We start from the raw sequence: 25,973 nt of genomic DNA, 5'->3' as shown, positions 1-25,973 counted from the left end.
ATTATTTTAATATATAATCCTTGAACTTCAAATAATCATAACCAGCTTCTATTTTCTTCTGAAATATATTAAGTCCATCATGGCCTAAAATTTCTGTACGTCTTAACTTATATTTATCAAAGTTATTTTTTGTATTTAACCCATGAAGGCTAGATGCTGCAAGATTAAATCCAATATTGTTGATAATTTCAATTGTATTTTGATTAAATGAACCATGCGGAAAAGATAATTGGTCTATTTCTTTTGATGTAATATCTTCAATTAACTTTTTGCATGTTTCCAGCTCTACTTTTTGTTCAATATAACTCAAGGTTCCAAGCTTACTGTGAGTTTTGCCATGAGCACCGAGTGTACAAAATTTTAAATTGCTTAATTCTTTTATTTCGGCAGTAGAAAGATAAATTTGTTGATCGATAAAGTCTGAAATTATGAATATTGTAAATGGAATTTCAAGATTATTTAAAAATCTTGCTGCAAGCATATTATCTTTATATCCGTCATCAAATGAAATACTAACATGTTTATCTCTGTCTAAGTTACTCCTCACTTCCGATAGAGGTACAAATATATAATTATTCTGTTTTAAAAGAAAAATTTGCTGACAAAATAAATCAAAGTCTATACTTATCCCATAAGAGTCATGTGGAAGTTTTGTATTCAAAGCATGATACATGAGTACTCTTACACCTTTTGTAGGAAAAAATTTGATTAAATAGGAGTACAATAGCGCTAAATTATTTTTGGCTATATTTTTCATTTTTTGCCCTTCTTTAAGAACTCTTCTAATAGTCAATAGTTCTTATTGGATGCATTCTATTACTAATTTTTTTTATAGGAAAGGAAATTTGTGGTAATATAATAGGCCACTGCTAAAATTTGAGGAATTTAAATTCTCGATTATATTGTCTTTTTATTTTGAAGATAAAAAATAAATTTATACAATACAAATATTGTATAAATTTAAATGGTTATGTAAAGCTTGTTCTATTAATGGAATATACCCGTTTTTTGGGAGTTTTAGTGAATGCTGTTCAATTCTTTATCATTTCTAGTTTTTTTTCCAGTACTGACCTTTTTATATTTTATTGTAAAACATGAATACCGAAGTTTTTTATTACTGATGGGCAGCTGTATTTTCTATATGTGGTTTGTTCCAGAATACATACTAATATTAGCTGTTGTAATCATTATTGACTATACTATGGGAATTTTAATAGAAAAATCTAGTTATTCAAGAAAGAAATGGTATCTTGTATTGAGTATATTATCAACGTGCTCAGTTCTTTTTGCTTTCAAATATTTTAATTTTTTTAATGCAAATTTTGGAAAGATAGCGAACTTTTTTGATCTAAATTATCCTATCCAAGTTGTAAATATTTTATTACCTATTGGTCTTTCTTTTCATACATTTCAAAGTTTAGCTTATATAATTGAAGTTTATAGAGGAAACCAAAAAGCAGAGAAAAATTTCTGTATTTATTCATTATATGTAATGTTTTATCCTCAATTAGTTGCAGGACCTATTGAAAGACCACAAAACTTACTTCCTCAATTTTACGAAAAAAAATATTTCGATTATTATAGGGTAGTAGATGGTCTCAAAATCATGGGCTGGGGATTTTTTAAAAAAGTTGTTATTGCAGATAGATTAGCGATAATTGTAAATCAAGTATATGATAATCCAACAAATCATTCAGGACCAGTGTTGTTAATTGCCACAATATTTTTTGCATTTCAGATATATTGTGATTTTTCAGGATATTCTAGTATTGCTATTGGTGCAGCTAAAGTAATGGGTTTTAATTTAATGGAAAATTTTAATCGACCTTACTTTTCAAAGTCTATTTCAGAATTTTGGAGAAGATGGCATATTTCTCTTTCAACATGGTTTAAAGATTACTTGTATATTCCACTTGGTGGAAATAAATGTTCTAAATTGCGAATGTATTTTAATTTAATGCTTACATTTTTAATTAGCGGTCTTTGGCACGGTGCTAATTGGACTTATGTTGTATGGGGTGGTCTGAATGGTTTTTATCTTGTATTTTCATTAATTTCTTCTGAATTTAGAAATTATATTATACAAATTCTAAATCTTAATACTAATAGATTTTATTTTAAATTCCTTCAAATTATAACAACATTTAGTTTGATTTGTTTTGCATGGATTTTTTTCAGAGCAAGAAATATTCACGAAGGATTGTATATAGCGGAAAATATTTTTTCTGATTGGCCTGTATTTTTTCGATCTATTAAAGAAATAAAATTTGAATCAAATATTTTTGAAATTAATTTTCTAGGTTTAAATTACTTATCTTTATTAACTTCCTGTTTTTTAATTGTATTTTTAATTATTATTAGCTATATTCAAAGAACATATCGCATTCGTGAATTAATATCGCAAAAGTCTTTCTTTATCAGGTGGTTTTTATACTATGCTTTTATCATAAGTTTAATTTTGTTTGGAGTGTACGGTGAAAATCAATTTATTTATTTCCAATTTTAAATATAAAAAAGAATATTTACTATTAATTAAGCGAGGGTTGATGTTTCTTCCTTTACTGCTATTAGTAATTTTAATAAATATTATTTCAGATCCTGCTGGTATTTATAAAAATAGATCTTATGAGGATGGTGCAGCTAAAATATTATCATTAGGTTCTAATCTGGGCAATCCTCAAAATGTTGATGATAGATTGCTACAAAAATATCTTATAGAGAAAATTAGTAATCCTATTAATATTATGATTCTAGGATCGTCTCGAACAATGCAAATTGGAAATAATTTATTTCAAAAAAAATACGTCCTTAATAACTCTGTTTCTGGAGCAGTTTTAGAAGATTTCTTAGGAATATTTCAGTGCTACTATGAAACTAATAAGTTTCCTAAATTACTTATTATAGGATTAGATCCTTGGTTGCTAAATGCAAATAGTTCAGATACAAATACAAGATGGTTTTCAATTAAGAATGAATCAATTTTATTTGCAAAAAATCAATTGCATTACAATTCACTATATAATAGCTTTTATATATCAGATAAAATAAAAAATGTTATTTCATTTAAATATTTTCAAGCTTCAATAAAAAAAATAGTCAAATTATTTTATCATGATAAATCTAGCAATAATTATTTTGCAACAAAATTTAATGTTGCCGATTATCCAATTTTACTTTCTGACGGGAGATTATCCTATGGTAAGAATTACAGAGAAAGAAGTGATGATATTATATTGCAATCTGCTTTAGATTTTGCAAATCAAAAGAATGTTTATAATTTAGGTTCATTTTCGGAATTTGGTAAAGATCGTGTTTATTTATTTGAAAAATTAATTTCATTTTTAAAATCTAAAAAAGTAGAAATTATTTTTTATATTCCTCCATATCATCCTGAAACATATAAAATTTTAGTTTCAAGACCTGATACAAAGATTATATTAGCGACACAAAATTATTACAGTAAAATAGGCAAAGAATATTCTATTCCTGTAGTTGGAAGTAATAACCCCAATGAGTTCAATTTAACAAATAGTGATTTTTATGATGGCATGCATGCTAATGAAAATGGAATATTTAAGGTATTCAAAAAAGACTGGGCTAAAATATTACCTATATTGAATAAATTTGACTTTTAAAAGATTAATTTTATTTTAACTATTAAAGGATTAACAATGAGTAATATTTCTGGAGTTTTAATCCAAGAGTTAAAACAATTTACAAATGAAAAAGGAAAAGTATTCCATATGCTTCGTGCTGATAGTCCTAGCTTTATAGCATTTGGTGAAGTTTATTTTTCACAAATAAATCCTGGTAAAATAAAAGGTTGGCATAAGCAGTTAATAAAAACAATTAATTATGCTGTACCTGTGGGAAAAGTAAAATTAGTATTATATGATGCTAGAGAAAACAATTCAACCTATAAAAATATATTAGAAATCACTCTTTCTCAGGATGAATATTATCTTGTGACAATTCCTCCTGGAATATGGGTGAGTTTCAAAGCAATCTCTGATACTATTGCTTTATTAGTTAATTGTGCAACTCACCCTCATTCCGAGAAAGAGTGCGAGTATGTTGCAATAGAAGATAATTTAATTCCATATAATTGGGATAAATAAGGAATTATAGCTGAAATGGATAATAAAAAAATAAAAGTTCTTATTACAGGAGCTGGTGGCTATTTAGGAACACAGCTAGTTTCACATTTAGATAGATCTAATTTATATTCATTGCGTCTTTTAACAAGTAAATTAAATATCATTGAAGAATTAAAGCTAAAAAATTCAGAAGTAGTATCTATTCCATTTACAGAAATATTAGATTTTGGAAATATTTGTACTGGAATTGAAATGGTTTTGCACTTATCCGCCTTAGATAACAAAAGTTGTCATGAAGATCCTGCTTCTGCAATTTTTTTTAATGTAACACAATCGATGCGACTTGTAACTGCAGCATGTAAAATGAATGTAAGGCGTTTTATATATATGTCTACAGTTCATGTTTATGGTAATGCATTAAAAAATAAATCTGTTTCTGATAATATTGAAATAAGTGAAAATACTTTAGCAGAACCTTTAAGTACTTATGCCATTACTCACAAATCAGCAGAAGATTTTATTCTTTCAATTTGTAGTCAAAATGGTAAGGAAGGTTGTATATTAAGATTATCTAATAGTTTTGGATTTCCCTATAATGTTTATAAAGGATCAGGAAATAAGCTTCTTGCTAATGAGCTTTGCAGCCAAGCTGTTGTAGATAAAAAATTGGTATTAAAATCTGATGGAAGGGCTATTTTAAATTTTATGCCAGTTAGTGGAATTTGTGATTTGATTTCTAATCTTTTCAAAGCAGACTTTAATACCCATGGAATATTTAATTTAGGATCAAATACTTCTTTATCTGTTTATGAAATGGCAAAACTTGTAGCAAAAAGATGTCTTTTGAATTTAAATTATGAGCCCGAAATAGTAATACCAAGTATTTTTAATAATGAAATTTATATAAGAAAAGAAGAAAAATTTTGTTACTCTAATGATAAAATTAGAAAAATAGGGTTGTTAAAAAATTGTGATGTAATAAGCGAAATTGATTTAAGTATTTTAAAATACGTTGAATATTATCAGATGAGGAATGAATGAATTCAATTAAGAACGAAAATGAAATGGCTCTTGTAACTATAGTCATACCAACTTATAATCATGCAGAAAAATTAAATGTTGCATTGCAATCAATTCTTAGACAAACTTTTACAGCTTGGAAAGTTATTGTAGTAAATAATTTTTCTACCGATAATACTATAGATATTGTTAATTCATTTGCAGACCCAAGAATTCATTTATTTAATTTTAAAAATAATGGCGTAATTGCAGCTTCAAGAAATTATGCTATGAAATTGGCAGACACAAAGTTTATTGCTTTTTTAGATTCAGATGATATTTGGTATGAAAAAAAATTAGAGATTTGTATTGAAGCATTGAATAAAGGATTTGATTTAGTATGTCATGGTGAAGCTATTATTAAAGATGGAATAAAAATTAGAAATAGATTGTATGGACCATTGCATAGCGCTTCATTTGAAAATTTATTATTTAAAGGAAGTGTCCTGAGTCCATCTGCTGTAGTAATGAAATTAAGTTTTGCTCAAGATATTGGATTTATGAGTGAAGATAACTCAATTATCACGGCTGAAGATTATGATTTTTGGATAAAACTAGCTAGTAAGAGAAATATGAAAATGAAATTTATAAATGAAATATTAGGTGAATATCATTTATATGAAAACAATGCAAGTAATGCTATTGAAAAACATAATAATGCAGTAATAAATGTAGTTAATAATCATTTTTATTCTGAAGTAGAAAAGAGTATTTATAATTATTGTCGTTATAAAAAAAGAATTTCAATTGTTTATTATCTTAAATCAAGACAATATTTTGAAAAAAATGATTTTAAAAATGGATTTAAAAATTTATTTAAATTATTATTAACATTTCCAGATATTATTAGAATTATTATTTTATTTCTTTTAATAATGAAAATTCTTTTGCTTAAACAAAAAGCAAAGGGTCAGAAAATGTATATTTAAAAATTAATTATAACTGATTATAAACATTAAGAACAAGGTTTGAAATTTTTTCAGAAGTGTAGTTATTAATTACGTTTTTGTATGCTTTTTCTCTAAGTTTATTAGCTTTTTCTGGATAACTGATGAGTGTTTCAATTGCTTCAGCTAATTCATGAATAGATTGGAGAGGTACAGTAATACCTGTTACATTATTTATAACAAAATCTCTACAACCAGGAGAATCATAAGTAATGCAAGGTCTCCCACATGCGGAGGCCTCGACAAGAACCCTTGGCACCCCTTCACGATAAGAAGGAAGACAAACAATGTATGACTTTTTATATAATTCAGTCATATCTTTTTGTTGACCGATAAAAACTACATTAGGAGAGTTTTTACTAATATTTTCAATGTCTGATTGATTTAAACTTAGTGGATTTTGAGGGTGTATTTCACCTGCAAACCACATTTTATGTTTAATTCCTTTTTGAGTGAGAATGTTAGATGCAGCAGCTGCTTCTATTATTCCTTTTTCTTTAATTAGTCGTGCAGGGACTAAAATGATTGGCTCATCTGATATATTCAAATTCTCAGAATAAATGTACTTATATATATCAACTCCAATACCAATTAAAAATATATTTTCTGATTTAATTTTTAATGTATTTTTAAAAATGTTATAATCGTCTTTATTTTGAACAATAACTCGTGAGTTTGTACCTGAAAAAATGTATTTGTAAAATAACATGATTATGGGACGAATAATTTTATGTTTCAATTTTGATGAGCTGAAGACACTTCCTAAACCAGTAACATCATAAATACATTTACGGTTTAAAAACCTTAATGGTATTCCGAATGAAAGAATAGGAATTATTGTAATAATATGAAAAATATTATTTTTATTGCTTCTAATAGAAAAATTTATAGCAAATAAAATGGTTTTTAAAATTGAAGATAATGCTGAGTAATTTGAATTATTTAAAATTCTTAGAATAGAATGAAATCCTATTTTTTTTAAATATTCGGTATCATTTTCTATTGTATATTGTGTAATTAAATTGATATTTACTTTTTGTTCTATCAGTTTTTCAACAAATTTAATACGATAAGAAATGAAAAAATTTCCTAAATTTGTGATGAAATATATTTTTGACTTGTCTATTCTCAAATTCCAGTCTCCAAATTATTTAAAATTTTTATTTAGAATAAGCTGTCTAGTTCTTAAACTAAATTTTTTTAAAAATCTAATTAAAAATTTAAAATACTCAAATAATAAAGCAGCGACAATTAAAATTTTAAGAATAAAAGAATATTTTGGTTCTTTTATTAAATTAATACGCACAAGAGTCACAGATTTTTGCATTAAAAATAAATTAGAACTTAAAGAATTAGAGTCTGAAAGAAAGTCATGTTTAAAAGTAAATGTTAAGTCCTCTAATATTTTTATTGTCTTAAATTCGTAGGAACTTCTTAGCCAAAAATCATAGTCTTCTGCAAACCGAAGTTTGTCATTAAATAAATATTTTTCTATCACGCTTCTATGGATAATAACACTTGGAGTACAAAAGGGCGATTTGAACAAAATATTAGGCCATTTTACTTCAGTAAAATGAATTTCCTTTGTTTTAAAATCAATATTCATTTCTTTTTTTAATTGATTTGGCGATATAATTTTATGCTTAGTTCCTGATATATATGAATTTGTTTCTTGCATTAAATTTATTTGAATATTTAATTTGTCTTTATGCCATGCATCATCACTATCTAAAAAAGCTAGATAATCTCCCTTTGCATTTTTACAACCAATATTTCTAGTTGCAGAAGCACCTAAATTTTGTGAGTTTAGAATTATTTTAAAATTATTAAAATTATTTTTTCTTAATAATGTATTTAACATTCCAACACTATTATCAGTACTTTTGTCATCAATAAATATAATTTCAAATAGATTTATATCATTAAAATGGATTAATACTTCATCAACTAATCTAGGTATGATTTCTTCATCATTATAAATTGGTATGATTATTGATATAAAATAATTATTAATCGATTTACTATACACTTTTTTTGTTGTTCCTTGCAATTTTCCAATTAATAAGAAGTTTTAGAATAATTGATGTAGATGATTCCCATTCACCCATATATTCTAATTCCGAAGCTCCACTTCCTCTTTTAAAATTATATACGCCTTTTCCATTAATAGGATCAATTCCACACATATCATAGTGTGCAACATTTTTTTGTTTGCAGTATTTTAAAATTTCCCAGAGTAGAACATGAGACGCATATATTTTTCTTGCCTCTTCGTTGGCGGCAGCAAAAAAGTCAAAACCATTATTTCCCCAGATAATGCAACCGCGAAAAGCTATGGTCTCATTTTTTTCATTTAAAGATCTAAATATTACAAGGTTATCTTTGAAATAATACAATAATTTTTCAATTTCATTTGCTGAAAATTGTTCTTCTAAGTCCTTTAAATTTTCCATATTCTTATAAATTGACATCATTTCTGCGACATTAGGATTTTCCCATTTTTGAATTGATATGTTTTTATTTAATCCTCTTTTTAAATTGTGTCGCCAATTTGAACTCATATTTTTTTCTAAAATAGCTAAATCATTTTTCAAATTATGCTCCATACTCATTCCTGAAATGATTGGAGCGATTGCGCGTTGCCAATTTAAACTTCTTAAAAGAACACTACAAAGATTTGAATATGCAGAAAAAATGGAAGTTCTCAAATAAATTTTTTTAATATTTAATTTTAGTTTTAGATAATTGATAAATTCTGAATCAAGATGTTTTGAAATTTCATTTGTTATTCCTGGTATCCAAATAACAGCGCATTTAAAAGTCCATAATAAAGGAATTTTAATAGAGTATATTTTGACCAAAATTTGGATTTGAGCAACTGTTTCTTTAGTTGTTGGATCTTGTTTTAAAAAGCGATATGGTTTCCAACCAAATTGGCTTTTATAATCCCCCCATAAATAGTTTTGGAAAATAACTTTATGTGTCTGAAGATTAAAAAAGTTTTCCCAAGATTGCAGGTCGGTTGATATATTTAACTCTTGCCAATTTACCATAAAAATCTTACCCCCCACACATTTTTATAATATTCAGGGCACTTATTTTCAATTTCAAAAGGAAGATCTGGCCAAGGAAAACACTCTAAATTATAAGCGGCAAGAATTTTTCTTATAATTTTAATGTCTTTTTTTTGAGCATAAAATGGATACAAATAAGGAGATGTATTTTCTGGCAAATATGAAAATACGGGTTTACATGGACTTCCTGCCAGAATTTTTTCAACAAAGAAATACAAGTTTCTTCTTCTTTTTATTTCTTCATCAGGGACAAGGTGCTTTAAATAATAAAATAATAAAGGATTTGCTTTTGTTTCAGTTGGTAAAAGAAATTCATCTTCGGAGTTTGATTTTGGATATATATCACCAGTTTTATATTTTCTTATTGCTCTGATTATTGTTAATAAAAATATGATATGCCAAACTCCAAAATAGTGGACAAGTTTTCTTAGTAAACTTTTAAATTTAAAATTTTTATCTTGTTGATTGTCTGCAACTTCACTTATTATACTTTGATTGATTTTAATATTTGCTGTGTTTATTAATAATGCAGCTCCATTAGGAATAGCTAGACTCTTGCGTATGCTGTAAATCCCTAAATCTCCTCTTTGTCCTAAAAACGTATTTTCAGAATCTTTGCTTAAAAAACCATGGGCATTATCTTCGATTAAATAAGCACCTGTTAATTGGCAATATTTTTTAAATTTATCTAAGTTTTGTGGAAAACCGAAGAAATTTACTGCTATAATTGCTTTTGCTGCTGGAAGATTCTCTGGTTCTTCAATTATTTCTAAAGATTCATTCACGGTATAAAATTTTGGAATTGCTGCCACACTATGAATTGATGATAAAAGATCTTTGCAAATAAAAGAAGGCAATAAAATATTATCACCGGCTTTTATATTTAAAATTAGCAATGCATTTTTTAAAGCGTGTCGGCAATATGCATAATAAAAAGTACTTTCAGATTGGAACAAATTAAAATTATTTTTAATTTTGTTTGTGACACTTGGATTATAAACGGATCTAATAATTTTTTTCTCAAACTCTGATGTACTTAAATTGCCCAAGTTAAATTCCTTTGTAATGCAAGTCTTGTATATTCTTCTATCTGTTTTATAGTTTGTTTAGTATAATCTGTTTCTTGATTATTATAATAATTTAAATACCAATCATTTGTAAACACAAGAGTTTCTTCAAATGATAGATTTGGCTTCCATTTTAATCTATTTAGTGCTTTGTCACAACAAAGTTTTAGCAATGATGCTTCCCCTAAAGTGTTATTTTTATTTTCTATCTTAGTAGGCAGGGATTTCCATTTTTCTTCTAAAATATTAAGTAGATATTCAACTGAGTGATTTGCCTCTTGTGGAGGTCCAAAATTAAATGATTCACCATGTAAGTGAGATGTTTTAGTAAGTAATTTTGCACCAAGCATTAAGTATCCGCTTAAAGGTTCTAAAACATGCTGCCAAGGTCTTGTTGCATGGGGATTTCTTATTTTTAAACTTAGTCCTTTGCTCCAAGCTCGCATAGCATCTGGAATAATTCTATCGGCAGCCCAGTCTCCTCCACCAATCACGTTTCCTGCTCTCGCTGTGGCAAGATAGGTTTCATGGTCTTGAAAAAAAGATCGAGCATAAGAGCTAAAAACAATTTCAGCACAAGCCTTTGAAGCGCTGTATGGGTCTTTTCCGCCTAGGCGATCTGTCTCTCTGTAGCCATATTCCCATTCAACATTTTCATAACATTTGTCGCTAGTTATTAATACGGCGGCTTGAATAGATTTACATACCCGAATGGCTTCAAGAATATTCACCATACCCATTACATTCACATCAAAGTTATTTTTAGGATCTAAGTAAGATTGCATAACAATTGGTTGTGCAGCTAGATGAAAAATAATATCGGGATTAAATTCTTTGATGGTATGCAAAAGAGAATCAAAATTTCTTATATCATCTTTGTAATTTTTTATTTTTGAATTCAAATCTAATATTTCATAAAGACTTGGTTCAGATGGAATATAAAGAGAATAGCCAGCCACCTCTGCACCTAAATTGAGCAGCCACTGAGTCAGCCATGATCCTTTAAAACCAGTATGCCCTGTGATGAAAACTTTTTTATTTTTATAGATATTTTGAAAAGGCGCTTCTAGCTGCAAGTTATTCTCCTTTACTAATTTTCTGGAAAGAATCTGATTCAGTCCAAAAATTACTTGAAATTTTTGTCAACACGGCTGTATTCCAAGGAACTCTAATTCTAAACAATTGTATAATATCGCCTAAAATGGCTAATATATATTGCATAAAAAATGGAACCCAAACAAGCTTAGGTTTTTTATTTATCAATTTTCCAAAGAATAAGACAAATTGTTCTGTAGAGATGGGCTCAGGATCAGATACGTTAAAAATTTTATTTTTTGCATTTTCATTTAAAATTGAAAAATGTATAAACTCAGCCATTCTATTAACTGAAAGAAAACTCCTTTTGTTTTTTAAATTTTTTATTGGTAGAGGAATGCCCTTCTTAATATAATTAACAATGCTAGCTATGTTTCCTGTATTCTCTGAATCAGATTCATTATACATGACAGCAGGTCTTAATATAGTCCAACTAATTGGGGAATTTTTAAATCTCTTTTGTATAATATTTTCCGCGGCTAGTTTAGATTTTCCATATATTGTATCTGGATTACATTCTTTATTTTTGTTTAAAGGCATTGTTTGATATCTGCCATAAACTAAAAGTGTACTGATAAAAATAAACTGTTTTATACTACTATTATTTTGTAATATTTCACATATTAATGCATCTGTACCATTTGTATTATCATTGAAAAATAAATTATCGCTATTTTTATTAGAATTCATTTGATGAACTCTGCCAGCTGTATGAATAACTATATCACAGTTTTTTAGAGCTTCAATCCAAACTTCTTTTGGTTGTAAGTCTTGAATTTTAATCCAATGAATTAATTTAAATTCATCATTTTGTGGATGAGAAGATCTATAAGTTCCAATGACTTCATATCCTTTAGAAATTAAAAGTTTACACACTTTTTTACCAAGAAAACCATTTGCGCCTGTAACAAGTACTTTTGTCATAATTTTATTTCCAATTAAGAAATATATTCTGTTTTAAAATTTAATGATTTTAAGTGATATTTTATTAAAAATATAGTTAATAATAATAAATATAAAAATATAAAACCAAAAAAATCAAAAGTACTTATATGCTTTTTTAAATAAGTAAAAAGAATATTAAGTACTATTTGAATTACAAAAAATAAAGCCGTAGTTTTTAAATGTGTAAATCCTTTTTTTCTAGATACTATTTGATAAATGTGTAATTTGTGTGGTATATGAAGAGGTACTTTTGCTATTAATTTTGCTATTATCATTGTAGCGCAGTCAAGAAATATGATATGTGAAAAAAATATCCAAGTAAGTAAAATATATAAAGGAGATAAATAATTAGTTTGTTTCTCATCTTTAAATAAATAATATGAACATAATAAAAATATAATAGCCAAGAAAAATCCTAAAAAAGTGCTACCAGTATCGCCTAAAAATATAGTTTTTTTAAAAACATTTCTTCTAAGGAATAAAATAAGTCCCCCCAAAAATGGTATTATTATCAATGAAAAAATAATTACAAAATTACTTGTATTTATAATTGATAAGTATGTATAAATGATTATTGATATAGATGAAGCAATAAATTGAAGAGAAATATATCCATTTATCCCATCTGCAAAATTATAAAAATTTATTAAACTTAATGAAAAAATAAACCAAAAAACTAAAATGCTTAATATTAATAATTCGGCAAGGGTATTTGAAAAATATAAGTAAAAAAATAATGAATTTAATACTATGCAAAACATTTGGCAAAAAAATCTTTTTTTAGCAGTTAAACCTTTTAAATCATCTACAAAACCTATAAATGAAATGAAAAGTGACGAAATGGTAAATATAGTGGTTAAGTACCAGGGAAGTAATTTTTGTGAAGAAAGAATTAAAAATGAAAGCGAAGCAAATAAAAAAAATATAGCTCCACCGCCTCTTACTGTAGGAATTAAATGACTGGAACGTTTATTAGGTAAGTCAAGTATAAAACTTTTTAATTTTGTTTCACAAAGAAGATAATTCCAAAATTCTTGAAGTAGAGCACATATAAAAAAAAGCGATATTATTAAGTAAATAAAATTTTCTGGAGTCTGCATTTCTCTAACCCGAAATTTCTGTCTGCGCAACTGGATAGGAATGATCAATTTCTTTTTGCCTGGTTATTTCTATTTGTTCGCTATTATTTAAGTCAGAATCAAAATAATTTATTTTTTTATTTTCTTTTTCATATTTATTAATTAAAGAAAAGATTAAAGATTTTACAATTTCATCTTGATCCTCTTGAGCAAAATTTAAAATATTTTGAACTAAATTTATGAAATTTTTATCAATTTTAATTACATCTGATATTCTTGAATAATCTGTAGTCACTTCTTCCATAGTTTCAAATTCAAAATTTAGTTCTTCAAAAAGTTTTTCTCCTGATCTTAAACCTGTATATTTTATTTTTATATCAATATCAGGTGTTTTGCCCATTAACTGGATTAAATCTTTTGCCATATCAACTATTTTTATAGGATTACCCATATTTAAAATAAATATTTCGCCTGATTTTTTTGCTGTTGCAGCTTGCAATACAAGCGCTACTGCTTCTGGTATTAGCATAAAATATCTTGTAATATCGGGATGTGTAATTGTTATTGGTCCTCCTGTTTTAATTTGCTCTATAAATTTAGGTACCACACTTCCATTACTACCAAGTACGTTACCAAACCTAACGCTTGAGTAATTGGTTCTACAATTCGTATTTTGTGCGTGCCAAAGTAATAGTAGTTCACAAATTCGTTTAGTAGCTCCCATCACATTTGTAGGTCGTATTGCTTTATCTGATGAAATAAGTACAACTTTTTCAATATTGTATTTGGATGCTAAAGAGAAAATGTTAAAAGCGCTTTTAATATTATTTATTGCAGCAGAAGAAATATTATCTTCTACTAAAGGAACATGTTTATATGCACAAGCATGAAAAATAATATCTATATTAAACCTATTAAAAATATTTCTACAAGAAAAATCATCAGCTATATTTGCAAGAACTGGATAAATTTTGGTAGAAGGATATTTAGATTCTACTTCTTCATTAATTTTGTATAATGCAAATTCTGATGAGTCATTCATAATAACAATTGTAGGTTTTAAGGCAAGAATTTGCCTTACGAGTTCTGAACCTATCGAACCTCCGGCTCCAGTAATTAAGACCACTTTATTTTCTATTGTTTCTTTAATTAGTTCTTTATCAATACTTCTAGGTGTTCTTTTTAAAAGATCTTCAATTTTTATGTCCCGCAATTGTAATTCTTTTTCATCAGGATCTTGAAGAGATAATTCAGGGCTTGGTAATATTTTTACTTTAAGCTTAAGGCTTACCATTTGTTTTACTAAATATCTAACTCTTTCACCAGAAGCGCTAGGCATAGAAATAATGATTTGTTCTATTCTGTATTTTTTAATTAAATGTGGTAAGTCTTTTTCATTACCTAGGACTTTAATGCCATGAATTTCTACACCTTTTTTGAAAATAGAGTCATCAAGAATTCCAAAAATTTTAAATTCAGAACGAGCATTTAATAAGGAAGGTAACTGACGATTTGTATTTATTCCTGCACCATATACTAATGTAGGAATTCCGTGTTTGAAAAGTCTATGGGAAAAGCTATCTATAATTCTAGAATAAAATCTAAAAATACCGCTTGCTGGAACAAAAAGTAAAAATTGAATGATAAATACTGATCTTGGAATTGTTTCTAATTTAAAAACATATGTGGAAAGAATATAAAAAAGTAAGGATCCTAAGAAAGCTCCAAATGCTACTCTTATTGCTGTATAAATACTTGCTATTTTAAAAATAACTCGATGAGTTTTTAATAGAAAAAAAGCAAAAATGTAGGATATAGAAGCTGTAATGTAGTAATATGGAAACAGTTTGTCAAAATAATATTGAAAATCTATATTTTCAACCCTCAAGTATAGAGCAATCGGCAATAATATTAATACTAAAATTGTATCAATTGATAAAATAAATATCTTTTTTAGATAAACATATAAGAGTTCTCGATTTATTTTCATGCCTTCTCTCTAAAAGTGCTATTGAGAATACTTCGCCTTATAATAACGCTTAAGCTTTGTACAATCAATAAAATAGGTTTATATATATTATAAGTAATCAAAAATATTTAGAATTGAAATAGTTAAAGTTATTAATTCTCAATATATAAAAAAGATAACAAAAACTTAAGTTCAAGATTTTTAGTTTTTTGTAAAACATTATATGTTTTCTCCATAATTAAAAAAACTGCAGTTATAGAATACATTATTCTTTTCACTATGAAAATATTTCCTTATCAAAAACAAGATATTTTTGCTGAATGAGCCACACTAATTAAAAATTTTAAAATGGTCATTTTAAATAGATTGATGTATTTATTTTGATAAATTATAGAATTCTTTGATGCATACTAAATATGCATATTTTTTAAGCAAATTTTTAGAACATTGATACTAATAACCTAATCATCTCAAAAATGAGAAAATTTTGTATTTTGGACTAAGATAAATTTATCATTATCTTTAGATAAAATCTAAACTAATTATAATTATTAACTTAGTATCATGTATAAAACTGACAGACTCTTATATCAAGTCCACCTTGGGTAAAATGATATGTCTCTTTTATATTAAATTTTAAAGTTTTGAAAAAAAATGACCATGCTTCTTCAGTTGGACAAAGAATAAATCCACCTATATGCTTTTGCTGACTTTTCACTTTTTCACTTAATTGGTTTAGGGTTTGCGCGATTTTTTGATAAAAATGCGCTGAACTTAGTTTGTTTTGAATTCTCAAGCCATATGGAGGGTTTAAGGGAATAAATAGAAAGTCAAAATTATTTAAAGTGATTAATGAATTACTCTGAAAAAAGTCGTTCTTTTGGACATCAAATTTAAATTCTGTTTTAGAATATTCCTTACTTAAGCCTAAATAATTTTCTAAGTTATCTTGGCAATTTTTTACAGCTGATTCAGTATTATCAATGCAAAGTATTTCTATATTTTTAGAATTAATAAAATCTTCCGAAGACTTTTTTATGAGAAAATTATAATTTTCTTTTTTAAAGAATGGGAGTTTAGAAAATATAAACTCACGTTGGAAAAAATGATTGAAAATATTTTGAAAATAAAAATAAGTTTCAAATCCTAGTGTTCCGCTTCCGGCAAATGGAACATATACTTTAGCTTGAGAAATTGTGATTTCTTTTTGCTTTAAGAAATGAAAAAACTTTTGAATACAACAAGCTGCAAGATCTTCACGCAAAGGCGCCAACGTTTTTAAGTCTTTTTTGTATCCTCTTTTGTATAAAGGCTCTCCCACAAGAGAAATGCTGATAGTTAACTTATCTTTATATAATTCGAAGCTGAGAATAGTGTCTTCATTAGATTTTTCTCCAGAATAGATATTATTTACCAATGGAGTTAATATTTCACACGCTATTTCTTTTAAACTAGATTCGTGAAATGCCTTACTAGCTGTTGAGTTAACTTTAATTTTTATATTTAGTTTTTTTTCTAGATAATAATTCCATTTGATATTAGAACAAATTTTTCGAAAATCATCTTTACTATGACATTTTTCATGCATTAAAACTAAATGAACATCTGATAAACATTTTGTACGTAATATTATTTCCATTAAAACTGAAATATGAGTATCTTTTAATTCAATATATTTAGGATTTAATTCATAAGTATTTTTTGTGTTTTGTGGATACCAAAGATTTGTCAAGATTGTGTTGATTTCATTTTTAGCTGTTTCTCCAAATCCAGGTGGATAGAATAATTTAGCTAATTGTGGTTTTCCATAAATATTCTTTTTTATCTGTCTTTCTAAATTTATTGTATCCATATTTACCTAGATCCTATTAGTTCTTTATTCTTATAAATTTTACAATTTAAGAAATTTTCTAAATCATTTAGTTCATATTCAATTTTAATTTTATCATTTTTATGCAAACTTTTTTTCAAAGGAATTACAATTGGGCTCCAATGATCACAAGCATCTGCTTCAGAGATAAGAGAAGATATTGTGATATCTTTTAACAAATGAACTCTAAACCACAAAATGCAAATGCTAATAGAAGACTCTTTTTCAACAAGAATTTCTTTTCTTCCATGAAAAGGATTGAATTTTTTTGAATAAACCGGTGGGGGATTTAGATACGAGGATCCTAACTCAACGGCAGAAGAAGTAATATTATAATCATTTTTTGTTAAAGGTAGTGAAAAAGAAATTTCATCAAGATCTAAAACATTTAATGCTGATTGAAAAAAATGCGATAAAAAATTATTCTCTTCTTTTTTTAAAGATTGAAAACTTTGAATTCTGTTTTTTGCAGCATGCTGTTTTAAATCTATAATTTGCGCAAATACAGTCAATTTTTCCGGAATATAATTAATGTTTTGATTTGAAAATTTTTGTGCTATTTCTCTTAATGTCGGTATAACTCCTTCCTGAAAAGGATCATTTCCAAAAAGTTCACTTACTATTAAAGAAATATCTTCTGATAAAGTGACATCAAAACTATTCTTATTGTATAAAATAAATCTATTTTTGCTGATATCTAAATGAAGATTTTGCAAAATTGGTTGAATGTATTTTGCAGCATTTGTTTCTTCAATAGCTATAACTTTTTTAGCTTTTAAATGAAGAGAAATTGCTGAAAGTAATCCAGATCCTGATCCAACATCTAAAACAATTGTTTTCTCAGTCACTTTTTCACAAAGTGCTTTATAATAGGCATCACAACGCGGAGTATCCGCTAGCATTGTCCATTGCGCCCAAGGATCACCAAATCCATCGTTTTGCATATGCTTTACTGATTGCACTTCATCACTGACAAGCACACCCGCGCCTAGTAGGTCACTTAGTAGTTGTTCGCATTCTTCATTGGTAGGAAGATTAGCTTGCAATCCTTGATAGTTTTGTTTTAAAAGTTTAGGAAGATCATTAACTAAAAGTGAATTTTTGCAATTAGCAAGAAAGGTAAGAAGGGTTAGTACTTCTGGGGCAATAAAAAATTCTCCAGAAGAGCTAGAAATAGATCCATAAATGTTTCCATCTTCTGCAATTCGAAGACGAAGTCCTTTGGCAACTTTTAAATTTATTCTTTTCTGTTTTGCTGATTGCTTGGACATATTTACCCTTTTTGAGTTAATAGCATTTTGAATAAAAGCCGACTCCAACTAGTCGCATAGGAAGGTATTAAAATGCAAACAAAAAATATTTTAGAAACCATCGGGAAAACTCCACTTGTAAAGATAAATCGCTTATTTCATAAACAAGGAGTCGATATCTATGCAAAATGTGAATTTATGAATCCGGGAGGGTCTGTAAAGGATAGAATTGGTTACCAAATGGTTTTAGATGCTCAAAAATCAGGACGTATAAAACCAGGAGATATTTTAATTGAACCAACAAGCGGCAATACAGGTATTGGAATTGCTTTAGCTGGTGCTGTTTTGGGTTACAGAGTTATTATTACTTTGCCCGAAAAAATGAGTAAGGAAAAGCAAGTTGTACTTGCTGCTTTGGGTGCTGAAATTATTCGTACTCCTACTGAGGCCGCTTTTGATGCACCTGAAAGTCATATCTCTGTTGCTAATCGACTTGCGAAAGAATTGCCAAATGCCCATGTTTTGGATCAATATGCAAATCCATCCAATGCTGATGCACATTATCATTATACTGCTCAAGAAATAATAGATGATTTGGGTTGCATTCCTGATTATCTTGTTGCTGGAGCTGGCACTGGAGGCACAATCTCTGGGATTGCCAGAAAATTTAAAGAACTTAAACCGAGTTGTAAAATTATTGGTTGTGATCCTGTTGGGAGTATTTTAGGTGGCGGAACAGAGGTTTCAACTTATCAAGTTGAAGGTATTGGATATGACTTCTTTCCGAAGGCTTTGGATGTAAGCCTAATAGATAAATGGGTTAAAACAACTGATGAACCTAGTTTTCACTGGGCTCGCAAGGCCATACGTGAGGAAGGTTTTTTGTGTGGTGGTAGTTCAGGTACCGCCTTGTTTGGAGTCAATGAAATTTTACCTGAAATTCCTACAGGATCAAAAGTAGTTGTAATTTTACCAGATGGAATTCGTAATTACATGACAAAAATGATGGATAATGATTGGTTACAAAAAAACTCATTTAAGCAAGCAGTATTGCCAAATAATGTTTTTTCAAAATAAGGATTTATATGAATATGGGTTTGAAAATTTTATTTTACTCCGTTTATTCCAAACAGGACTCATATTCCAAAATATTATTTGCTATTGCAATAAATAAAGGAATTCCAACTTTTGTAGTTGAAAGAAATGAATTGCAAAAATTTATTGAAACAAATTCACTAAAAAGAAAAAGTGATTTTGATTTCTATATAAATAAGAATGAAACAAAATTATACTTAGTAGAATGGTCAAAGATTGAAGATATTTCTCAGTTACCTAAAACAATTCAAATAGCAAATGAATTACATGAAGTCAGTTGGATGCTGTTTCCTCAAGCAGTAAAAAGTATTGCAAATGGAAGTGAGAAAAACTTTTTGCAGTTAGCTGTCCAGTACATTTCCAACGGCGGGATTGATGAAAGTGTTATAGCAGCTGATTTTGATCAAGCTTTTCTCCAAAAATTAAAAGATCACACTAAGGAAAGCTGATTTGCAAATATTTTTATTTTTGTTTATTCTCTTATTTCAAACAAAAAGTTTGATTTTTTCTATTAGTACGCAAATGGTGTTTTTATGAAAAATAAATTAATAAAGAAACTTAAACTTGCTACAGTAACTTGCTTGGCAATATTTCCTATAATGCAAGAAGCTAATGCCGCTTGTGATGTAGGGCCTGTTTTATTTCGGGACACACTTTTTGGTGCGGGAATTGGCCTGGGAGTAGGAGCTCTTGTTTTAGTAGCAAATCAAAACTCAAATAATGTACCAGCAAATCTTGCTACTGCTACTTTAATTGGTGCTGGTGTGGGGGCCGTTATTGGTATTGTTGAACTCTCTTTATCTGATTGTAGCCAAAAGCACACTCTTAAAAAAGAAAAACCAGGTTTCCAAGCATCTCCAATGCTGACTATTTTGCCTGAAAATAAGCCAGAATTAGAGTTAAAAAATGAGTCTACATCTGAACTCTTTCAGTTTGAAAATATGAATCAATTGGCTATGGGTGTGAGTTTAAGTTACTCATTTTAAATTACGTATTTAAAATGAGAATTACAAAATTTTTACTATATTATTGAAATTTTCTTTTACTGATGATTCTGATACTTATTAATCCTATAAAACATAAAAAGCATATATAATAGTTTGGGAAGAGTTTAAAGCTCGTTTTTGTTAGTATTTCAGTAAATACTATAGGGGTTAGACCAATAAAAAGACCATTTGTAGTATTCATACATAAGGCAATACCAGAAGTTCTTGTATGGGTAGAAAATAAATTTGCTAAAAGATGAAAAACTGTACCAACACAACTTCCTAATACAATAGCTAAAATAAAAATATAAATACTTAAATATAAAAAGTTTTGTGTGCTAAAAATAAAAGATGAAATAATAGTTAAAATAAATAAACAAAATATTCCAGTTATATATATTTTTTTGGGATTTATTTTATCAGCTAAATATCCAATTAAAACGCAAGATATTGCATTTACTAATAAGCCTAAAGAAACTATTTCTTGGACATCTTGTTTAATAAAATTATAATTTTTTTGAAGATTTGCAGATGATAATATTAAAAAATATAAAAACGCCGTTGCTGAAGGTAATAAAATAGCAATGCCAAGGAAAACATTTTTATAATTGCTTTTTAAAAGAGAAAAGAAAGGAACTTTTGATAATTTATTTTCATTTTTGCACTTAATAAAATCTTTACTTTCTTGTAAATTTTTCCTTAAATATAAACCAATTAATCCTAAAAAGCCACCTAAAGCAAATGGAACTCTCCAACCCCAATTTTCGTAGTCATTTTTGGAAAAAACAGAAGTTAAAGATGAATTGACTAAAGAAGCAAAAAATGAGCCTAGTAATATTCCACCAAATAAAATACTCATCGAAAAACTTTTCTTTTTTGGAGACGCGTATTCATGAATATAAGTCATAGCACAAGGTGCTTCTCCTCCTAAAGCAAATCCTTGGATAATTCTAAAAAGGATTAGAAAAAGAGGAGCCATTATTCCTATTTGCTGGTAGGTTGGCAAAAAAGCAATACTTAATGTAGGAATTGCCATTAAAAATAAAGTCCACATAAATGGCTTTTTTCTCCCGGCGGTATCCCCAAGATGACTGAAATAAAAACCACCTAGAAAACGTGCAAAGTAACCTGTTGCTAGAACTCCATATGATTTGATTAGAGCTAAAGTTGGATCAGAACTGTCGAAAAAATGTTGGCTAATAATTGGTGACATAATAGCAAAGAGGGAAAAATCATAAAATTCAAAAGCACCACCTAATGAACAAAGAAACAAAGTCTTTTTTTCAGATTGTTGATGTGTAAACATTTTAATCCCGTAAAAACATATTTAATTATTATTTTTTTTCTGAAATAGCCTTTTGGATAAGAGCCATTGCTGCTTTAGCGTCACAAGTTGGGAATTTATTTTTAATTTCTTTAATTATTATTCCAATATTTGGCTTTTCTTGAGGTTGAATTTTTGCTAAATTGATAGAAATAATATCATTCAATTCAGCGTCAGTTGGAGGTTTTGGAAGATATCTGTCAACTATTTCTAATTCTTTCTGAACTTGGATATATTTTTCACCATTTTTTGGGAACATTTCGAGTGAATCAGCAAGTTGTTTTCTATATCCTAAAACAGAATCAAATTCTGGGACAGGTTTTGCAGCTGTTTGTCCATATTGGATAGCACTTATAAGCATTCTTATTGCTGCGGTAAGTTCTTTATCCTGACTTTTTAAAGCAGTTTTTAAATCGTTTGTTAACGTTTCTTTTAATGTAGACATATTAGCATACCTATTTAGTTTTAAAGACCCAAACTCCATTCCAATCTTTTTCTAGACCTTTTTGCTTTAAATAATTGCAGCGTTCAATAAATTCTTTACTGGGTGGATCGCTACCATTATTAAGCTGAATGGCTGAGTTAAATTTCTGAATTGCAAAATCCCATTGTTGTTGTCTGTATAGGGCTAAACCTTCTTCGAACAACTTAATGAGTTCAACAACTTTTTCTCTATCACTTTCTGCAAAGCGCATCACCTCAAAAATTCGTACAGGCTCATTTTTTCCTTTAACTTGAATGTTGTCTAATTCTCTAAGTAAGAATTTTTGGGGGTTTTTTAATGATTTAACAGTAAATTCAGAACATATTATTCTTGTACCATAGTTCTTGTTAATTCCTTCTAATCTTGCACCTAAATTAACTGAGTCACCTAGTACGGTATAGTCAAAACGTTGATCACTACCCATATTTCCAACAACCATGTCACCAGTATTTAAACCAATTCCAATATCTAAAAAAGGTAAACCCTCAGCAGCCCATTTTTTTTGTAATTTATCAAGTTCATCAAGCATTTTTAGACTTGAGATTAAGGCTCTATCAGCGTGATCTTCTAAAGGAATAGGAGCTCCCCAAACTGCCATAATGGCATCTCCAATATATTTATCTAACAATCCATTGGAATCTAAAATTATTTTTGTCATTGGGGTAAAATATTCATTTAATACTGAAGTTAGTTTTTCTGGTGTAAGACTTTCACTAATTGTTGTAAAACCACGTACATCAGAGAAAAAAACAGTCATAAATTTTTTATCACCACCTAATTTTAACCGCTCAGGATGTTCCAAAAGTTGATTAATAACAGCTGGATTTAAGTAATGTTGGAATGCTCCACGTACTTTTTTCTTTTCTTTTTCTTCTGTAAAATATTTAAAAACAGTAATTCCAAAATAAATAGTTATACTTTGTAAATAAAACATGCCAGCATAGTACCAATTTCCTTTGCCAAACAAATAATGTTCATCAATATAGAAAAATGAAAGTAATACTGAAATGATAAAAATTGAGGATTTTAAAGCATTTAAATATTTTAAAGCATAAGAAAAAATAATTCCGGATATTAGTAGTAAGGAAACTTCAATAATTGGTGCTGATAATGGCCTTTGCATAAAATTTTGAGTCAAAATATTCTCTATAATAGCAACGTGGTGACCTACACCATCAAAGTTTTCATCAAAAGGTGAAGGTCTTTTATCATTTGTTCCTGTTGCAGTTCCTCCATAAACTAATATTTTAGGGATATTTTTTGGTAATTTATTTTCATAAGCATCAACTAGAGAAATTTGCGGTATTTTAGAAAATTCAGCATAATGATTGATTAGAAGTTTTCCTAAGCCATCAAAGTAAACAGGAACTTTAATTTGTTTTTTCTTATTATCACTGGGATATAATTCAATTGAATCTACTCCTGCTGAATCAAAGTGGACAATAATGGCACTTTCTAGATAATTAGCTGCAAGTGATAAAGCCAAACTTGGCACAAGAATGGGAGGAGCTAATTTTTCACCAAATTTATTTATTGGCTCAATAGCTCGGATAAGTGTAGATTTTCGAATCATCCCATCACTATCAGATTGGTTATTTGCAAAACCCATATATTTGGCTTTACCAGCTATGACCGAGGTATTTGTAACAACTCCTGGGGAAATAATATCTCGATAGTTTGTTAATTTATAACCGGAAGGGAAATCTAGAAAATCTATGGCAGAGTTTTTTAGTCGTAAAAAGCTGGTATACCAATCATAGTTAGAATCTTTAATTTGATTAGGATGTTCAATATAAAAAAATCCTTGTGTAATATTGCCAAATGAATCTATACTTTTTCCTAAAGAAACATCACCAGGACTAAACTCTTCTAAGTCTAAAAATAACTTGTCATATTTTTCTGATGAATAGGAGTTGTTTTTAATGATATCTTTTAATTCTGGTATTGATTCTTTCAAAAGACGGTGAGATTGTTCAGAAAAGAAAACATCAAAACCAATCCATTTCACTCCTGCAATTTTCAAATTTTCAAAAGCTTGTGCATATATACCACGCGGGAATGGCCAGCGACCAAATTTTTCTAAGCTTTTATCATCCGCAGAAAGAGTGCCTACAATTCCGCTAAATTCTCTTTGTCCTCTTAATTTGAAACGGATATCATACAATTCTCTTTCTAATTGACCAACAATATCAATCGAATTTTTAGGTAATGTGTAGTGTCTTACTAAGAAAAATAAGGATAAAGCTGTGAGAATTATTCCTACTTTGAAAGAAGAAGGTTTGAGAAAAATATGAAAAAGTTTGTTTTTCTTTTGTGAATTTTCTTTTGTTGAGTGCTTTGTTGTCATTGCTATTCCTTGTGGTATTTTCTTTCTTCCATTATGAATACTTCAATGTTTTACATATAGGAAAAAATGTCTTACTTTGCCAAAAGAAATATCTCATCAAAGTAACTTTTATTTTCGTTTTTTTGTGGCTGTTTTTTTATTCTTTTAGTTGAAATATTAACTACTTTATTGTTAGTGTTTTTTTTGTTTTTTTCAAGATAATATTTAGTAATTAAATTAATTGTCTCTCTGATGTTTTTTGAGTGAACTTTAGATAATATTTCAATAACATTTTCAAAGCACTCAACAAATAATATCTCAGAATTGTTTTGGATAAATTCCAAATTTTTAAAAATTAAATCAACTAGGTTTTTAATAAGGTCTGCTTTGCTTAAATCACAGCTTCTTCTTAATAAAAATGAAAGATGTATTGATAGTGACTTTAAAACATCGATATTATCTTTATGAATAATGATATATTCATCTAAGAAATTTAAAAAAACTTTCTCATGTTTTAACATTTGACTTTGCATAACAGAATTTGTCATTTCCGCTAAATAAGGAGAGCTAGAGATAAATATTTCAAAATGTGTATTAAAAAAATTGAAAGCAATATCTCTTGTATCAGGAGTGATAAATAATTTTTGAAAAACATGTTCTAACAAGCTTTGACCAAATCTTGAAAGAATTTTTTGTAAGTTATAATTTCCTTTTCCTGAAATTTTATTTAAAAGAATAACTGCAGCAATTCTTATTTCGATATTATTAACATTACACATTGCGATAATATTAGATGAAATATAATCAATAATCCCTTCAATTTGAGTTCTATCATATTTCTTATTTTCTAGTAAATTATAGTTTTTTATCGCAATATCGACTAGTAAGGTGAGATAATGTGCTAGCAATGTTTCATTAAAGGATTCTTTTTCAAACTCATGGCTTACTAGCTCAATGAGAGATTCGCTAATTTTTTTTGTAAAAATATAAGATTTTTCTTCAGTTAACAGTAAATCATATAACTTTAAAGTATAGTCCCAATTTTTTCCTTGTGAAGATAGAAGCAAGTATGAATGGAGATACTCTGTAAATTTATCATTATTTTTAAATTTAGAAATAAGCAAATCTGCCGCAAATTTGCTGCAATAATCTTTTTCTAATTCAGAAAGATTTTTGTATGCTTGTAAAACATTATTTCTGACCTCTTTTCCATCATTTATTCTATTGTTTTCAACAAGAAACATTCTTATAGATGCCATTGAGTCAGTAGATTTTTGAGCCACTTTTTTGATTCCCAAAGTGAAAT

23 protein-coding genes are annotated in these 25,973 nt (G+C 27.9%); 8 read left to right on the top strand and 15 right to left on the bottom strand.

Features of this window, described 5'->3' with window-relative positions:
- Position 1: 1 nt before the first annotated feature.
- Positions 2 to 757 carry a polysaccharide deacetylase family protein gene (locus GOY08_RS11755; RefSeq protein ID WP_158999113.1) on the bottom strand — a complete coding sequence of 252 codons (756 nt, stop codon included), beginning with the start codon at positions 755 to 757 and terminating at the stop codon, positions 2 to 4.
- Positions 758 to 1,024: 267 nt separating this feature from the next.
- Here GOY08_RS11755 and GOY08_RS11750 point away from each other — a divergent pair, with 267 nt between their 5' ends.
- From GOY08_RS11750 to GOY08_RS11730, 5 genes are read left to right on the top strand one after another with little or no spacing between them, the layout of a single operon-like run.
- Positions 1,025 to 2,506, top strand: coding sequence for an MBOAT family O-acyltransferase (locus GOY08_RS11750; protein WP_158999112.1), 1,482 nt, complete (start codon positions 1,025 to 1,027; stop codon positions 2,504 to 2,506).
- The gene (locus GOY08_RS11745; RefSeq protein WP_158999111.1) at positions 2,475 to 3,635 is read left to right on the top strand and encodes a hypothetical protein; all 1,161 of its coding nucleotides are present in this window, start codon (positions 2,475 to 2,477) and stop codon (positions 3,633 to 3,635) included. The genes GOY08_RS11750 and GOY08_RS11745 overlap by 32 nt, the downstream gene beginning before the upstream one ends.
- A 36-nt stretch (positions 3,636 to 3,671) precedes the next feature.
- Complete coding sequence (locus tag GOY08_RS11740; protein WP_158999110.1) at positions 3,672 to 4,118, top strand: dTDP-4-dehydrorhamnose 3,5-epimerase family protein; 447 nt, start codon at positions 3,672 to 3,674, stop codon at positions 4,116 to 4,118.
- A gap of 15 nt (positions 4,119 to 4,133) precedes the next feature.
- Entirely contained in the window at positions 4,134 to 5,138 is a 1,005-nt protein-coding gene (locus GOY08_RS11735) for an NAD-dependent epimerase/dehydratase family protein (RefSeq protein WP_158999109.1), read from the top strand.
- Positions 5,135 to 6,085 carry a glycosyltransferase family 2 protein gene (locus GOY08_RS11730; protein ID WP_158999108.1) on the top strand — a complete coding sequence of 317 codons (951 nt, stop codon included), beginning with the start codon at positions 5,135 to 5,137 and terminating at the stop codon, positions 6,083 to 6,085. Before GOY08_RS11735 ends, GOY08_RS11730 begins: the two co-directional genes overlap by 4 nt.
- Before the next feature lie 7 nt (positions 6,086 to 6,092).
- Here GOY08_RS11730 and GOY08_RS11725 read toward each other — a convergent pair whose 3' ends face one another.
- The 10 genes from GOY08_RS11725 to GOY08_RS11680 form a co-directional block, all read right to left on the bottom strand.
- Positions 6,093 to 7,235 carry a glycosyltransferase gene (locus GOY08_RS11725; RefSeq protein ID WP_158999107.1) on the bottom strand — a complete coding sequence of 381 codons (1,143 nt, stop codon included), beginning with the start codon at positions 7,233 to 7,235 and terminating at the stop codon, positions 6,093 to 6,095.
- A gap of 15 nt (positions 7,236 to 7,250) precedes the next feature.
- A complete protein-coding gene (locus tag GOY08_RS11720; protein ID WP_158999106.1) occupies positions 7,251 to 8,132 on the bottom strand; it encodes a glycosyltransferase family 2 protein in 882 nt (293 codons plus the stop codon).
- Positions 8,125 to 9,156: a peptidoglycan bridge formation glycyltransferase FemA/FemB family protein gene (locus tag GOY08_RS11715; RefSeq protein WP_158999105.1), complete on the bottom strand. Its 1,032-nt coding sequence runs from the start codon at positions 9,154 to 9,156 to the stop codon at positions 8,125 to 8,127. The genes GOY08_RS11720 and GOY08_RS11715 overlap by 8 nt, the downstream gene beginning before the upstream one ends.
- Positions 9,150 to 10,226: a DegT/DnrJ/EryC1/StrS family aminotransferase gene (locus GOY08_RS11710; RefSeq protein WP_158999104.1), complete on the bottom strand. Its 1,077-nt coding sequence runs from the start codon at positions 10,224 to 10,226 to the stop codon at positions 9,150 to 9,152. Before GOY08_RS11710 ends, GOY08_RS11715 begins: the two co-directional genes overlap by 7 nt.
- A complete protein-coding gene (gene rfbG / locus GOY08_RS11705; protein ID WP_158999103.1) occupies positions 10,214 to 11,320 on the bottom strand; it encodes a CDP-glucose 4,6-dehydratase in 1,107 nt (368 codons plus the stop codon). The genes GOY08_RS11710 and rfbG overlap by 13 nt, the downstream gene beginning before the upstream one ends.
- A gap of 1 nt (position 11,321) precedes the next feature.
- A complete protein-coding gene (locus tag GOY08_RS11700) occupies positions 11,322 to 12,263 on the bottom strand; it encodes an NAD-dependent epimerase/dehydratase family protein (protein WP_158999102.1) in 942 nt (313 codons plus the stop codon).
- 14 nt (positions 12,264 to 12,277) lie between these two features.
- Complete coding sequence (locus tag GOY08_RS11695) at positions 12,278 to 13,384, bottom strand: MraY family glycosyltransferase (protein ID WP_158999101.1); 1,107 nt, start codon at positions 13,382 to 13,384, stop codon at positions 12,278 to 12,280.
- Between the two features lie 4 nt (positions 13,385 to 13,388).
- Positions 13,389 to 15,353 carry a nucleoside-diphosphate sugar epimerase/dehydratase gene (locus GOY08_RS11690; RefSeq protein WP_158999100.1) on the bottom strand — a complete coding sequence of 655 codons (1,965 nt, stop codon included), beginning with the start codon at positions 15,351 to 15,353 and terminating at the stop codon, positions 13,389 to 13,391.
- A 541-nt stretch (positions 15,354 to 15,894) separates the two neighbouring features.
- Positions 15,895 to 17,184, bottom strand: a complete 1,290-nt coding sequence (locus GOY08_RS11685; protein ID WP_158999099.1) for a hypothetical protein — start codon at positions 17,182 to 17,184, stop codon at positions 15,895 to 15,897.
- Between the two features lie 2 nt (positions 17,185 to 17,186).
- The gene (locus tag GOY08_RS11680; protein WP_158999098.1) at positions 17,187 to 18,473 is read right to left on the bottom strand and encodes a 50S ribosomal protein L11 methyltransferase; all 1,287 of its coding nucleotides are present in this window, start codon (positions 18,471 to 18,473) and stop codon (positions 17,187 to 17,189) included.
- Between the two features lie 72 nt (positions 18,474 to 18,545).
- Here GOY08_RS11680 and GOY08_RS11675 point away from each other — a divergent pair, with 72 nt between their 5' ends.
- The 3 genes from GOY08_RS11675 to GOY08_RS11665 all read left to right on the top strand — a co-directional run bounded on the left by GOY08_RS11675 (position 18,546) and on the right by GOY08_RS11665 (position 20,533).
- Positions 18,546 to 19,529, top strand: a complete 984-nt coding sequence (locus GOY08_RS11675; RefSeq protein ID WP_158999097.1) for a PLP-dependent cysteine synthase family protein — start codon at positions 18,546 to 18,548, stop codon at positions 19,527 to 19,529.
- Between the two features lie 14 nt (positions 19,530 to 19,543).
- Positions 19,544 to 19,996, top strand: a complete 453-nt coding sequence (locus GOY08_RS11670; RefSeq protein WP_158999096.1) for a hypothetical protein — start codon at positions 19,544 to 19,546, stop codon at positions 19,994 to 19,996.
- Between the two features lie 84 nt (positions 19,997 to 20,080).
- Positions 20,081 to 20,533 carry a hypothetical protein gene (locus GOY08_RS11665; RefSeq protein ID WP_158999095.1) on the top strand — a complete coding sequence of 151 codons (453 nt, stop codon included), beginning with the start codon at positions 20,081 to 20,083 and terminating at the stop codon, positions 20,531 to 20,533.
- 40 nt (positions 20,534 to 20,573) lie between these two features.
- Here GOY08_RS11665 and GOY08_RS11660 read toward each other — a convergent pair whose 3' ends face one another.
- The 4 genes from GOY08_RS11660 to GOY08_RS11645 all read right to left on the bottom strand — a co-directional run bounded on the left by GOY08_RS11660 (position 20,574) and on the right by GOY08_RS11645 (position 25,965).
- Positions 20,574 to 21,839 carry an MFS transporter gene (locus GOY08_RS11660; protein ID WP_158999094.1) on the bottom strand — a complete coding sequence of 422 codons (1,266 nt, stop codon included), beginning with the start codon at positions 21,837 to 21,839 and terminating at the stop codon, positions 20,574 to 20,576.
- Positions 21,840 to 21,867: 28 nt separating this feature from the next.
- Positions 21,868 to 22,302: a GatB/YqeY domain-containing protein gene (locus GOY08_RS11655; protein ID WP_158999093.1), complete on the bottom strand. Its 435-nt coding sequence runs from the start codon at positions 22,300 to 22,302 to the stop codon at positions 21,868 to 21,870.
- Positions 22,303 to 22,312: 10 nt separating this feature from the next.
- Positions 22,313 to 24,688 carry an adenylate/guanylate cyclase domain-containing protein gene (locus tag GOY08_RS11650; protein WP_158999092.1) on the bottom strand — a complete coding sequence of 792 codons (2,376 nt, stop codon included), beginning with the start codon at positions 24,686 to 24,688 and terminating at the stop codon, positions 22,313 to 22,315.
- A gap of 71 nt (positions 24,689 to 24,759) precedes the next feature.
- Positions 24,760 to 25,965, bottom strand: coding sequence for a hypothetical protein (locus tag GOY08_RS11645; RefSeq protein ID WP_158999091.1), 1,206 nt, complete (start codon positions 25,963 to 25,965; stop codon positions 24,760 to 24,762).
- Positions 25,966 to 25,973: the final 8 nt, after the last annotated feature.

Source organism: Pigmentibacter ruber (assembly GCF_009792895.1).
Lineage (GTDB): Bacteria > Bdellovibrionota_B > Oligoflexia > Silvanigrellales > Silvanigrellaceae > Silvanigrella > Silvanigrella rubra.
The sequence above is the reverse complement of the archived record's forward strand: the minus strand, read 5'-3'. Positions and strand labels throughout refer to the sequence as shown.

Excerpts from the sequence above, each read along its gene's own strand:
- GOY08_RS11755 (WP_158999113.1), bottom strand. The coding sequence starts at position 757 with ATGAAAAATATAGCCAAAAATAATTTAGCGCTATTGTACTCCTATTTA.
- GOY08_RS11750 (WP_158999112.1), top strand. The coding sequence starts at position 1,025 with ATGCTGTTCAATTCTTTATCATTTCTAGTTTTTTTTCCAGTACTGACC.
- GOY08_RS11740 (WP_158999110.1), top strand. The coding sequence starts at position 3,672 with ATGAGTAATATTTCTGGAGTTTTAATCCAAGAGTTAAAACAATTTACA.
- GOY08_RS11735 (WP_158999109.1), top strand. The coding sequence starts at position 4,134 with ATGGATAATAAAAAAATAAAAGTTCTTATTACAGGAGCTGGTGGCTAT.
- GOY08_RS11730 (WP_158999108.1), top strand. The coding sequence starts at position 5,135 with ATGAATTCAATTAAGAACGAAAATGAAATGGCTCTTGTAACTATAGTC.
- GOY08_RS11715 (WP_158999105.1), bottom strand. The coding sequence starts at position 9,156 with ATGGTAAATTGGCAAGAGTTAAATATATCAACCGACCTGCAATCTTGG.
- GOY08_RS11700 (WP_158999102.1), bottom strand. The coding sequence starts at position 12,263 with ATGACAAAAGTACTTGTTACAGGCGCAAATGGTTTTCTTGGTAAAAAA.
- GOY08_RS11695 (WP_158999101.1), bottom strand. The coding sequence starts at position 13,384 with ATGCAGACTCCAGAAAATTTTATTTACTTAATAATATCGCTTTTTTTT.
- GOY08_RS11690 (WP_158999100.1), bottom strand. The coding sequence starts at position 15,353 with ATGAAAATAAATCGAGAACTCTTATATGTTTATCTAAAAAAGATATTT.
- GOY08_RS11685 (WP_158999099.1), bottom strand. The coding sequence starts at position 17,184 with ATGGATACAATAAATTTAGAAAGACAGATAAAAAAGAATATTTATGGA.
- GOY08_RS11680 (WP_158999098.1), bottom strand. The coding sequence starts at position 18,473 with ATGTCCAAGCAATCAGCAAAACAGAAAAGAATAAATTTAAAAGTTGCC.
- GOY08_RS11675 (WP_158999097.1), top strand. The coding sequence starts at position 18,546 with ATGCAAACAAAAAATATTTTAGAAACCATCGGGAAAACTCCACTTGTA.
- GOY08_RS11670 (WP_158999096.1), top strand. The coding sequence starts at position 19,544 with ATGGGTTTGAAAATTTTATTTTACTCCGTTTATTCCAAACAGGACTCA.
- GOY08_RS11665 (WP_158999095.1), top strand. The coding sequence starts at position 20,081 with ATGAAAAATAAATTAATAAAGAAACTTAAACTTGCTACAGTAACTTGC.
- GOY08_RS11660 (WP_158999094.1), bottom strand. The coding sequence starts at position 21,839 with ATGTTTACACATCAACAATCTGAAAAAAAGACTTTGTTTCTTTGTTCA.
- GOY08_RS11655 (WP_158999093.1), bottom strand. The coding sequence starts at position 22,302 with ATGTCTACATTAAAAGAAACGTTAACAAACGATTTAAAAACTGCTTTA.
- GOY08_RS11650 (WP_158999092.1), bottom strand. The coding sequence starts at position 24,688 with ATGACAACAAAGCACTCAACAAAAGAAAATTCACAAAAGAAAAACAAA.